Here is a 12,374-nt window from a genome sequence, read left to right on the forward strand (position 1 = left end):
ATTCATACTTAACCAAAAACTTTATTTCAATGAAAAAATCCATTATTAACAACACCCTGATAGCAGCCTGCACCCTCGTGCTGGCAGCTTCCTGTTCCAAACAACATGACGGACTACCCAGTCAGGCCGCAACACTGAACACAGAAGAGCAACAGACCTTGACGACCATTACCTATACGATCGATTTCGAAAGTATCGGCAGTAGCTATATGGCAGGACCGACTTCTTATGCAGACAATGCCTATTCAGCCTATGGCACGCCACAGATCAGTCCTTATGTGCATTCCGGCAGTAACCTGCGGTTTGCTATCAAAGGAGCCGGCAGTGGCCCCTTCGAATATTGGGATGGCGGGTTTATCATTTCCAATTGGAACTACAAATCCAATATCACCGGCAAAACCGGTGACTGGTGGTATTCCTACGAAAACCAGGCGAGTGTCTATTCCGGTACCCATGGATCCAACAACGGCGGTTTTGGCGGCAGCAGCAATTTTGCCGTTATGTTTGGTTATGTAGATGACTACAATGAATTCTACGCCACCAGACCCGTTCTCAATTTCACGACTGGCAGCGGTGTGATCGACAGTATGAAGATCTGTCTGTCGTCCTACACCTACGGCGTGATCATGACTGGCAATTCGTTTGGCAGCATTGGTACCGCTACCCCACTTTCCAGTGTAGCTGGCGGCAACGGATACCTGCGGTTACGGGCGTATGGCTTCAACGGCAATACACCCACCAACAGCGGCAATCCGGTATCCATTTACCTGGCCCGGTACAGCAGCGGCACGGCCATTGCCGGACCACTCACCACCTGGACCAACTTCAACCTGTCGGCCCTCGGTACCGTAACCCGTGTTGAATTCAACATCGACGGCAACGACTCCGGCGACTACGGGTTGAATACACCGGCTTATGTGTGTATGGACAATGTCGTCGTGACCTTGTAACCAAATTGTACAACAGGATGCCTGGCTTTCTTTCAACTAATTAAATGACAACATGAATAATCGTAAGAAACTACTCGCTTATTTTACCTGCATCACACTGGTATTGGCCAGCTGCGGAAAAAAAGATGCAGAACTACCCGAACCTACACCGGCTATTACCGGCATTGAAGCAGACTACTACGTCGTCGTCAATGAAGCCATTCAGCTGACACCTGCCGTAGAGAACAGGGTCGACTCCCTCGTATGGTTGCTCAATGGCCAGCGTGTAGCTAATGCCCTGCAGTATAATTTCCAGGCGCCTGCCACACCAGGCACCCACAACCTGATCATCCGTGCCTACAATGGCGGCAACATAGTACAGAAAGTGATACATATCACCACCGGCCGTTACCTCAATTGGGCGGTCAACACCAACCAGATCCTGAGCATCCAGGCATCGGCAAAGTTTAACGGGAAAACCGACCTCAAGTGGGAAGTAGTATCTGCTCCTTCCGACTTATACAGACTGGCCGCAGGCAGCACCAATACTGCGCTCTTTGCAACCGCTGCCAAAGGCACCTATCAACTGAAGATATCGTCCGGCGAGTTGATCGATACGTTATTGATTACCGTGCGACCTACAGACCGTGCACCATCCCCTTATATAGCCAAAGTATTCGATTACCTGCCTGCCCCGGGACAGTTCGTGAACGAGCTACCCAAATACAATGCAGGCGACACGTATGAAACTATGGTAACCAAAGCAGGCAATGAGTTGATCGGGGAAGACGCCAATACCGTCACCCTCGGTGGCTGGGGTGGCTATGTCGTACTGGGCTTCGACCACACCATCGTCAACGTACCCGGCCGGCGCGACTTCCGCGTCCATGGCAATGCCTTTGGTGCCGCCGCCAACCCACGCGCCAACGCCCCCTTCGGCGGCAGCTGCGAACCAGGCATCGTGATGGTAGCTTATGACAAGAACAAAAATGGAAAACCCGATGAAGACGAGTGGTATGAAATAAAAGGCAGCGGCAATTTCACCGCCGAGAAAGAACCCTGGTACAGCATCGCCGTCAGCAAGAAATTAGACGTGCGCACGTTCCGGGGTTATGAAATGACCTATCATCGTCCAACTACCGAAACACCCGACCCGGTACCAGCGCCCAATGTCAGTATCGGCAATTATATCCGCTGGACCGATAACCAATCGCAGGAAGGTTATAAGATCAAGAACACTTTCCACAACCAAACATATTATCCGTCCTGGGTGAAGGACGACAAGATCACGTACAAAGGTATCCGCCTGGCCCGCAACGGCATTGAAGAAAGCGGCAGTGGCACTTACTTCGTGTTGTATGCCTTCCAATATGGGTATGTAGACAATTACCCCAACCCGCACGACAACTCCGGCATCGACATCGACTGGGCCATCGATAAAGACGGCAACAAGGTAACCCTGCCGGGCATCGACTTCGTGAAGGTGTACAACGGCATCGACCAGGAAAATGGTTGGCTGGGAGAAGCCTCTACCGAGATCAGCCGTGGGGAGGACCTTCACCTGCTGGGACAAAAGATCGCCACCATCAATCCATAGAAAGGCGTCCCATAAAAAACCAGTAAGGGGCCGATCAATAGATCAGCCCCTTCACATTGCTGGTGGAGAGTTGCTTGCCAGCTCGTTTATGCTTCGCAGCTTTTGCAGGTCACCAGGTTGGCGACCATCTCTTTCGAGACACTTTGGCTGCGTTGATAGTACAGTGTTTTAATACCCAGTTTCCAGGCCTCGATCAGGAGTTTATTGACATCCTTCACCGGTACATCGGCCGGGATATTCAGGTTCAGGCTCTGCGATTGATCCACAAAAGCCTGGCGGATAGAAGCCTGCTGAATGATCTCCAGCTGACTGATCTCCTTGAAGGTCTTGAATACCTCTCTCTCCAGCGGCGACAACTCCGTCAAATGCTGCACACTACCATGGTTCAGCATGATACCACGCCATACTTCTTCATTGTCGATCCCTTTCTTGATCATGATCTGCTTCAGGTACTTGTTCTTCCGGATGAAGTTCCCCTTGGCCAGACCAGCTTTGAAATAATTGCTGCTGAAGGGCTCGATGCCGGGAGAGGTTTGACCCAGGATAGCGCTGGAAGAAGTGGTGGGGGCAATCGCCATCACCGTCGTATTGCGGCGGCCATAACCTTTCAATACTTCCGGTTCACCATATATCCAGGCCAGGTCTTTGCTCGCCTTGATCGCTTTGTCCTGGATATCCTTAAAGATGGAGGCAGTCAGCTGCTTCGCCCGTAGCCCCTCGAAGGGGATCATATTCTTTTGCAGGTACGAGTGCCAGCCCAATACACCCAGACCCAGCGCGCGGTGCCTTTTGGCAAACAGGTTGGCCGACTTCAGGTAGTGGTTGCCTTCTGTCTTCACAATGAACTCCTGCAGCACCGCATCCAGGAAGAATACAGCCAGCTTCACGGCATTGGTATCCTTCCATTCGTCGTACAACTCCAGGTTCATCGACGACAGGCAGCAGATGAAAGACTCATCTTCTGTAGAAGGCAGCATGATCTCCGAGCAGAGATTGCTGGCATTGATCGACAGGTTGAGGTCCTTGTACACCTGCGGTTTGTTCCGGTTCACGTTATCGGTAAAGAAAATATACGGCAGTCCTTTCTGTTGACGGCTTTCGAGCACCTTGGCCCAGATCTCCCGTTTCTTCATATCGCCATCGATCATGTCCTGCATCCAGTAGTCGGGCACACAAACAGCGTAAAACAGGTTCTGGATCGGGTGGCCAATATCTTTGATGGAGAGAAACTCTTCTATGTCGCCGTGGTCGATATCTACATAGGCGGCAAAAGAACCGCGCCTTACCCCACCCTGCGAAATGGTGTCCATTACTGTATCGAAAAGGCGCATAAAGCTCACAGCGCCGCTACTCTTACCATTGTCGGATACGGCACAACCGCGTTCGCGCAGCGCACCGAAATAAGCCGAAGTACCACCGCCCAGCTTGGTTTGCATGATCACTTCGCCTAGTTTGTGAGTAATGCCTTCGATGCTGTCGGGCACGTGTACATTGAAGCAGGAGATCGGCAATCCGCGTTCTGTGCCCATATTGGCCCAGATGGGCGAACTGAGGCTCATCCAGCCCCGCTCGATCATCTCCTTGAAGGCACTCTTCAGTTCGGGTTTAAACAGGCGCATGGCCGCCGCATTGCAAATACGCTCAATAGCGCCGTCTACCGTTTCTCCTTTCAGCAGATAACCCCGGTTCAATACTTGTTCACTTTCTTCATTCAACCACCAAAGCTTCTCCTGTTCGTAGTTTCCGGCAAAAATGGGTTGCTGTTCGGCAACAGGGACGGTAGTGTCAAATAAGGTTGTCATCAGTAATGTAATTAATAGGTTATGGACAAAATGAATACGTATGTCATAGGTCTATGACATATGGCAATTGAACACTAAATGAATGGATTGTTTACCTTACCGTAGCAGCATCAAGTTCACGATAAAATCAATCGGGTGGATACAAAAGAAATTAACAGCATGTTGATAAGTCGGGGGATAACCTGCTGTTCCCTATACCGCCGACTTAAAAAATAATGTTGTGCGAGTGCTTGGTCTCCGACATCACAAAAGTGCTGTGCGTACTGCCGATGCTTTTCACCGACCCCAGCTTGTTGAACACAAAATCCTGGTAGTGCTTCATGTCCCGCGCCACCACCTTCAGCAGAAAATCGTAGTCGCCGGAAATATTGTAACACTCCACCACTTCATTCAGCCGCATGATATCGGCGACAAAGTCGTGACCGATCTTTTTGTCGTGTTGCTTCAGCTTGATGTTGCAGAAAACGATCAGCCCATACTGCAGCTTTTCCGCATCGATGAGGGCAATATACTTCTGGATATAGCCATTGGCCTCCAGCCGCTTCACCCGCTCAAAAACCGGGGATAACGACAAATTGATGCGCGCCGCCAACTCCTTCATCGTCACGTTCGAATTCTCGCCCAGCATCCTTAACAATTGAAGATCAACTTCATCAAGCGTATCCGTCATAGAATAAATTGCTGTTTATCCGTCAAAAAACGACCCATTACAGAAAAAACGCACTGCAATTTACATCAATCACAGTTTTTTATGCTGAATATCCTACTCCATTGCAGCAAATAAAACTCCGTATATAGCTTTGTGCAGAATTAAAACCTATTAATACATGCTAACCCAGAATATGGGCTACCCGCGTATCGGGGGCCACAGAGAACTCAAGAAAGCCAATGAACAATATTGGGCCGGCAAGATCAGCCAGGACGAACTGACCGCCGTAGCCCGTACCATCAAAGAAGCCAACTGGCAAACCCAGCTGGATGCCGGCATCGACCTCATCCCCTGCAACGATTTCAGCTATTACGACCAGACACTAGATACCAGCCTGCTGCTCGGCGTAGTGCCGCAACGTTACCAGCCCGTGTCGGCCATTGCCGGCAACACCGGGCTCGACCTCTACTTCGCCATGGCCCGTGGCTACCAGAAAAACGGACTGGACATCACCGCCATGGAAATGACCAAATGGCTCGATACCAATTATCATTACATCGTACCTGAGTTTACCGCCCAACAGGCATTCAGGATCAGCAACGACAATATCTTCAACGAGTACAACAGTGCGAAAGCCATACTCGGCGAAAAAGCAAAACCAGTATTGATTGGCCCCGTGAGCTACCTGCTGCTGGGTAAAGAGAAAGAAGCCGGCTTTGACCGCATCGACCTGGTACAACGGCTGGTACCTGTGTACGTGGAAATCATCAATCGCCTGCAGCAACAAGGCGCCACCTGGATCCAGCTCGACGAGCCCTGCCTGGCACTCGACCTGTCCCACAAAGAAAAAGAAGCCTTTGCCTGGGCTTACCATACCATTGCTGCGCAGGTAAGCGGTATCAAACTACAGGTGGCCACTTATTTTGAAGCCTTGCTCGACAATACCCAACTGGCCGTCAACCTACCCATCGCCGCCTTGCACATCGACCTCGTGCGTGCGCCACAACAACTCGACGAAGTACTGGCGCTGATACCCGACAAGCTGGAACTGTCGCTGGGCGTGGTCGATGGTCGCAACGTCTGGAAAAACGATTACGAACAGTCATTGGCCCACATCGATAAAGCGGTTGAGCAACTCGGCGCCTGCCGTGTGCTCATCGCACCATCCTGCTCCCTCCTGCACAGCCCCATCGACCTCGATGGAGAAACGGCCATCGATCCGGAGATCAGGAACTGGATGGCCTTTGCCAAACAAAAGCTGCACGAAGTAACCGAGCTGAAATTGATTGCGCAGGGCGACCATACCCTGCTGCAGGCCAACCTGCAAGCCATCGCCAGCAGACGTACATCACAGAAGGTGCACAAACAAGCCGTGAAAGACCGCGTAGCCGCCATTACCGCAGCAGACGGTCAACGAAAAAGTGCCTTCCCCATACGGCAGCGTTTACAACGTGAGCGTTTTCACCTACCCAGCTTCCCCACCACCACCATTGGCTCCTTCCCGCAAACAGACGATATCCGGCAGTTACGGGCCAGGCTGAAGAAAGGGGACCTGACTGTTGAGCAATACGATGCTGCCATCGAACAGGCGACCATCGAGTCCATCCGCTGGCAGGAGCAATTGGGGTTGGATGTACTGGTACATGGAGAATTTGAGCGCAACGACATGGTGGAGTACTTCGGTGAGCAACTGGATGGCTTCCTCTTTACGAAAAACGGCTGGGTACAAAGCTATGGCAGCCGTTGCGTGAAGCCCCCGGTCATCTATGGCGATATCAGCCGCCCGAAAGACATGACGGTACGCTGGAGCCAGTTTGCCGCTGCCCAAACCAACAAGCCGATGAAAGGCATGCTGACCGGGCCCGTCACCATACTGCAGTGGTCTTTCGTACGCGACGACCAGCCCCGTGAGCTCACGACCAACCAGATCGCCCTGGCCATCCGCGATGAAGTGGTCGCCCTGGAGCAAGCTGGCATCGGCATCATCCAGATCGATGAGGCGGCCATACGTGAGGGCTTGCCCCTGCGCAAGGCAAAGCGCCCGCACTATCTCGACTGGGCGGTCAATGCCTTCCGGGTAACGGCCAGTGGTGTCGAAGACCAGACACAGATCCACACCCACATGTGTTATAGCGAGTTTAATGACATCATCGAGCATATTGCCGCGATGGATGCCGACGTGATCACCATCGAAACCTCTCGCTCACAGATGGAGCTGTTACAGGCATTTGCCCATTTTGAGTACCCCAACGAGATAGGGCCTGGCGTATATGATATCCATTCGCCCCGGGTACCCACCACAGAAGAGATGACCGCCCTGCTGGCCAAAGCAGCCGACCTGCTCCCGGCACAGCACCTGTGGGTAAACCCCGACTGTGGACTCAAGACCCGCAAATGGCCCGAAACCAAAGCGGCCCTGGAAAACATGGTGGCGGCAGCCAGGCAGGCCCGCAAACAATTAAAGGTGGGAGATCCCGTTTAAATAAAAATAACTGCGGGCATTTACGCCCGCAGTTATATCTTGCGTTCCATAGCAAAATTCGGCACCAACACTATGTTTCAGAAAAAGATAAGATCCGGCGAATCCGGCATACTGACTTACGGCATTACCCCACCTAAGAAAACAGAAACTGACCCGCAGCGGTTGGCAGAGATCGCCGAGAGAGCGATGGCCAGGATAGCGCCCCTGGATATTGACGCGCTGATCGTTTATGATGTACAGGATGAATCTGCCCGTACATCGGTCGAAAGACCTTTTCCTTTCATGACGGCACACGACCCCTTCGAATATACCAGCACTTACCTGCGTGAACTGCAGTTGCCCAAGATCATCTACCGGCCAGCAGGCAAGTTCACCCAGGAAGAATTAACGACCTGGTTGGATGACCTGCACCAGCACACATGTTACCCCGTATTCGTGGGAATACCCGCACCCGGTTACGCGGTAAAAACCACCCTGACCGAGGCTTATCAGTTGTGGAGTAAGAACAGTGCGACCTCGGTCATAGGGGCCGTTACCATTCCTGAAAGGCATGCGGTATTAAACGACGAAGACCAGCGTATACTGGAGAAAGCAGGCTCCGGGGTATCATATTTTATCTCCCAGTGCGTATTCAACCTGTCCTATGCCAGGCAAATGATCGCCGACCTGGAACGTACCTGCACCCAACGGGGAGCAAAAGTACCTACCATCATCTTTACGTTGACGGCCTGCGGATCGAAAAAGACCCTCGAGTTCATGGATTGGCTGGGTATCCACCTGCCCGATGAAGTGAAGGAGGAGCTCGTGACTGCACCCAATATGCTCGAAACATCGGTCAACATCTGCCTCAACATAGCAGCCGAAATGATCACCTTCTGCAGGGAGCGCAATATCCCTTTTGGTTTCAACATCGAAAGCATCGCGATCCGCAAAGATGAGATCGAAGCTTCCATTGCCATGGTCAACCGTATTGGCGACATGCTGGAAGAACAGGGAATTCGCCAAAAGAAAGTAGTATTACAGCAATAGTACAGCACTAACCTGCTGACACGCACCGGTTACCGTCACTACAATTGAGTGATCGTAACCGGTGTTTTGTTTTCATCGATGGCCACAAAGGTGAAGTCGCCCGTGATCGCCTTCTCGCGGTCGTACGAATACATCTGCTCTACATACACTTCCACATGTACCTTGAGGCTGGTACGCCCAACGGATGACACCACCCCTACCAACTCGATGATCGTACCGGCGGGTATAGGCTTCTTGAAATCGATTCGGTCACTGCTCACGGTCACCATGCGTTGACGGCTAAAACGTGTCGCCGTCATAAAGGCCACCTCATCCATCAGCGCCATGGCCGTGCCACCAAACAAAGTATCATAATGATTTACGCTATCCGGAAATACCGCTTTAAAAATGCGGGTCACCGACTGCTCAACTTGCAAAGCATTCATAGTTCAGCGAATTAAATGGCACCGTCGACACCGACGGCATCCCGTTGTAACAAAAAAAAAAGCAAAAATACGAACTCTTCATTCATGCCAACTTCAATCTATGAAAGCATGTAATGATTTCACCTAACTTTTAATACCATATTCCAGCACCACGCACTACCTTACCCGCCGTAATGCAAACCATTATTCGCCAATAAGCCGTTGCCTGCCCGCTCCTGCTGGCACTGTTGAAAGTAATGGCGGTACCGGCGATCTGCTTGCATTACCAATTCAACAAAGCCTACATCGCCGCCACGCCCTGCGAAAACAAAGCAAAGCCAGCCATGCACTCCAATGGTAAATGCTTACTTCACCTGCCGGTTTCAGCACAAAACAACTAACCATGAAAAGAGTACTTATTCTGTTAAGCTTGTTTTATTCTCTTTCAGCTACGGCCTGCGATATTTGCGGTTGCAGCGTGGGTAGCTACTATGTGGGCATCCTGCCCGACTTCTCCATCCTCTCCCACACCGTCGATCCTGAAACAGATTCCGTGGTGGTATTGGCGGCCTATGCCAACCGGATGCAGGCAGCCGCGCCTGCCTGGCAGTTCCTGACCGGCAGCAAACAGGCTTTGTACGCGATGGCCCGGCAGGACTACCTGCTTGCGTAGAAGATACGGGAATAACACTTGCTACCTGACCTTGAATGCCGCCAGTTTCACCACCCGGGCGACATTCAACGGCCGGGGGATAATTGCCGTAACAAGAAGTTAACCGTTCCAGTCCAATGCTTAGTTATGATAGGCCAACGGAGCCTGTTCACCCAAAAGATCCAGCTCAAAACTGACGCGGATGGCCGTTCCGCTTTCATTGGCAATGGTAATATGGCCACTAAGATCCCTGGTGAGCCCTTTCAATAGCCGCATCCCCATGGAAGCAGTCTCTTCTTCCAGGATCGCCGGTGGTACACCAATGCCATCGTCGACAATGACGAGGGTGATCATCTTATCTGTTTGTTTCAAGCTGACATGAATCTCGCCATTGCTATCACCCGGAAAGGCGTATTTAATGGCGTTGGTAATGGCTTCGTTCACGATCAATGCTATCGGGATAGCCTGAGATACACCCAACTTAATGGGCGCAATCGTTCGATGGATACGTATCCTACGTTCCGTACCGAAACTCTCATTGAGATACCGCAACAACTCCGGCAAAAACACCGCCATATCGATGGTTTTGACATCATCCGTTCTGTACAACTGCTGATGGATCATCGACATCGTGTAGATCCGGTGCTTGCTGATCTGGTTGGCTTCCAGCGCATCGTCCTGCAGGTTCATCGCCTGCGATTCCAATAAACATACCACTGTATGTAAATTATTCTTCACCCGGTGGTGCACCTCTTTCAATAACCACTCCTTTTCGGAAACCAGCCGTTGCAGTTCATTATTTTTAGCAGCGATGACATCGTTGGCTGCCTTTTTATGTTGATAGTTTCTATATATTAACACACTTACAATAACCATCACCAATATTCCGCCGATCGTGATATTTCGTTGCATACTGGCCTTTGCTGTTTCTGCCTGTTGAGCAGCGCGCTGGCTTTGCAGGTCTTTGATGGCTTGTTCTTTCTGCACCGTTTCATACTGAATATTCAACTCCGCCAACTGCTTGTCTTTATCGGCTGTAAAAAGCGAGTCATTCAATAACACCTGCCGCTCTAAATGCTGTACTGCGGCAGGATAATTGCCAGTCGCCACATTATATTTATACTGTAGACCATAATACGCGGCCATCAGTGCAGGATCCAACGATGTCTTCGTTCTTTTTAATAGCAGAGCCGTTTCATCCAGGTATTTTTTGGCTGCCAGGGGTTGCTCCATCCCCAGATATACCTCAGCAATGGCGTTATTACATTGTATCAACCAGTTGTTACCCTCCAGATTATCTTCCCAATCATCATCAACTTTTCCCCTGGCCTTCAAGTAATACCTTAGTGCGAGCTCATGGTTGTCAATTTTGTGATAATAAACTGCTAAGGTCCAATTCAACATGAATCGCTCCGTTGAAAAGTCTGGTGATTTTGCAAGTATATTTAAGATCAACCAGGCCTCTTCTGTCCGATTCAAGGCCAACAGGTTTTGAGCCACAACAAGCTGAATAGAAAAGGAATCGCTTTTAAACGCAGCGGAGGCCTTACCTAACCATTCAATGGCCTGCTCGTATTTCTTTACTGCTGCGTTACACTCCGCAGCCTGGCGGTAATAGTTCGCAGCACTGATCGAATCTTTACTAATATCGATATACTTGATAGCTTCCAGACAGTAGGCTAGCGCCCGGTAATAATTACCTTTCTCCTTTTCAAACTCCAGGAGATCCTGGTAAATAAAGCGCAATTGTTTGTAACCGGCGGCCTTGTATTCGGCCAGGGCTTGCTGGAATTCTTTATCTGCGAGGTCTATGTTTTTATAATCCGCATGACGACCGGCAATCGAAGCCAGGGCATCCGCCGCATCAATCGGCAAATTGCTTTTTAAGTATAGTGCACGGGCCTTCTGAAAATAACCGATCGTTTCGTCCATGTATTTGCTGTCAAACATATGGTACCTTTCAGCCAGATCAAACCAGGATTCGGCCTCTTTAGCGGTTTGTCCTGTTTTCTGGTAATAGTCGATCACCTGCAGATAAGCCCGCTTACTGCTGTCCGGATCATCAGCCAGTGAAGCTGCATAGGCCAGCTTTCCCAGCGCCTTGTATTCGAGGTCCTTCTCTCCCAGTTTAATACTTAGCTGCCGTGCCTGGCGTAAGAAAAGGTTGAGTGAATCAAGATTATTATTCTCGATATGATTATAGACATAATAGATAGCCAACTTGATCAGAAGGTTTACCTTTGCCGTATCCTCTTTGCTGTGGGCAATTTGTTCCTTTAGCCTGGCTTTCTCCAGACGTATCTGTGACCAGCCGCAGCGTCCGAAGAGAATAAAGACAACCAATAGCATAAACTTTTTCATATATCCACCTTTTACAGGAAGTATTTTATTTATCAGCAAACGAAGCAACTCCCCTTATTTATGCTCTTCAAACCATTGCACGATAGTCGGCATATTTCTTTCAAAACCACCGGGAATGAAGAAGTTCAACACACCGGCCTGCAAAGCGGTCGTGTTTCTGAAGTCATGCATCGTCCGGGCGGGTATCCTTAAAAACGCTCCCTTACTGGCATCGACCCATTGATCACCCACCAGAAACGACACCGTTCCCTCCAACACATAAAACACTTCATCATTTTCTTCATGGTTGTGCGCCCCCGGCCCATCCGAGTTCGGTGCCAGCCACCATTCAGACACACTGTATTTATCAGCCGTTTCGTTTTCATCTGCTTTAAAAACAGCAGTCATTGTACCGCAGTTGTAAACACGACCCTCGCCGTTGGCCAGGATCAATGGATCTGTGTGCATGTGCTTATGTTGCGTTGGCTAT

At 50.4% G+C, this 12,374-nt stretch carries 10 protein-coding genes; 5 read left to right on the forward strand and 5 right to left on the reverse strand.

The annotated features are described in order from the left end of the window. Positions 1-29 precede the first annotated feature (29 nt). Positions 30-950 (forward strand): DUF4465 domain-containing protein, encoded by a 921-nt coding sequence (locus P2W70_RS23750; protein WP_276484032.1) that lies wholly within the window; start codon positions 30-32, stop codon positions 948-950. Positions 951-1,002: 52 nt separating this feature from the next. Continuing rightward, a complete protein-coding gene (locus tag P2W70_RS23755) occupies positions 1,003-2,526 on the forward strand; it encodes a hypothetical protein (protein ID WP_276484033.1) in 1,524 nt (507 codons plus the stop codon). 86 nt (positions 2,527-2,612) lie between these two features. Here P2W70_RS23755 and P2W70_RS23760 read toward each other — a convergent pair whose 3' ends face one another. Further along, positions 2,613-4,328 carry a ribonucleoside-diphosphate reductase subunit alpha gene (locus tag P2W70_RS23760; RefSeq protein ID WP_276484034.1) on the reverse strand — a complete coding sequence of 572 codons (1,716 nt, stop codon included), beginning with the start codon at positions 4,326-4,328 and terminating at the stop codon, positions 2,613-2,615. 205 nt (positions 4,329-4,533) lie between these two features. Beyond that, positions 4,534-4,998, reverse strand: coding sequence for an Lrp/AsnC family transcriptional regulator (locus P2W70_RS23765; RefSeq protein WP_276484035.1), 465 nt, complete (start codon positions 4,996-4,998; stop codon positions 4,534-4,536). 157 nt (positions 4,999-5,155) lie between these two features. Here P2W70_RS23765 and metE point away from each other — a divergent pair, with 157 nt between their 5' ends. Together metE and P2W70_RS23775 are read left to right on the forward strand one after the other, a co-directional pair. After that, entirely contained in the window at positions 5,156-7,459 is a 2,304-nt protein-coding gene (gene metE / locus P2W70_RS23770) for a 5-methyltetrahydropteroyltriglutamate--homocysteine S-methyltransferase (protein ID WP_276484036.1), read from the forward strand. A 72-nt stretch (positions 7,460-7,531) separates the two neighbouring features. Next, a complete protein-coding gene (locus tag P2W70_RS23775; RefSeq protein ID WP_276484037.1) occupies positions 7,532-8,488 on the forward strand; it encodes a methylenetetrahydrofolate reductase in 957 nt (318 codons plus the stop codon). Between the two features lie 38 nt (positions 8,489-8,526). Here the strand turns inward: P2W70_RS23775 and P2W70_RS23780 are convergent, their stop codons facing one another. Further along, entirely contained in the window at positions 8,527-8,913 is a 387-nt protein-coding gene (locus P2W70_RS23780; protein WP_276484038.1) for an acyl-CoA thioesterase, read from the reverse strand. Between the two features lie 382 nt (positions 8,914-9,295). Here P2W70_RS23780 and P2W70_RS23785 point away from each other — a divergent pair, with 382 nt between their 5' ends. After that, positions 9,296-9,565 carry an SCO family protein gene (locus tag P2W70_RS23785; protein WP_338119859.1) on the forward strand — a complete coding sequence of 90 codons (270 nt, stop codon included), beginning with the start codon at positions 9,296-9,298 and terminating at the stop codon, positions 9,563-9,565. A gap of 120 nt (positions 9,566-9,685) precedes the next feature. On the opposite strand, the gene P2W70_RS23790 is transcribed toward P2W70_RS23785, so the two are convergent. Together P2W70_RS23790 and P2W70_RS23795 are read right to left on the reverse strand one after the other, a co-directional pair. After that, the gene (locus tag P2W70_RS23790; protein WP_276484040.1) at positions 9,686-11,905 is read right to left on the reverse strand and encodes a histidine kinase dimerization/phosphoacceptor domain -containing protein; all 2,220 of its coding nucleotides are present in this window, start codon (positions 11,903-11,905) and stop codon (positions 9,686-9,688) included. Positions 11,906-11,959: 54 nt separating this feature from the next. Then, the gene (locus P2W70_RS23795; RefSeq protein ID WP_276484041.1) at positions 11,960-12,352 is read right to left on the reverse strand and encodes a cupin domain-containing protein; all 393 of its coding nucleotides are present in this window, start codon (positions 12,350-12,352) and stop codon (positions 11,960-11,962) included. Positions 12,353-12,374: the final 22 nt, after the last annotated feature.

This window comes from Paraflavitalea pollutisoli, assembly GCF_029360705.1.
Classification (GTDB): Bacteria; Bacteroidota; Bacteroidia; order Chitinophagales; family Chitinophagaceae; genus Paraflavitalea; species Paraflavitalea pollutisoli.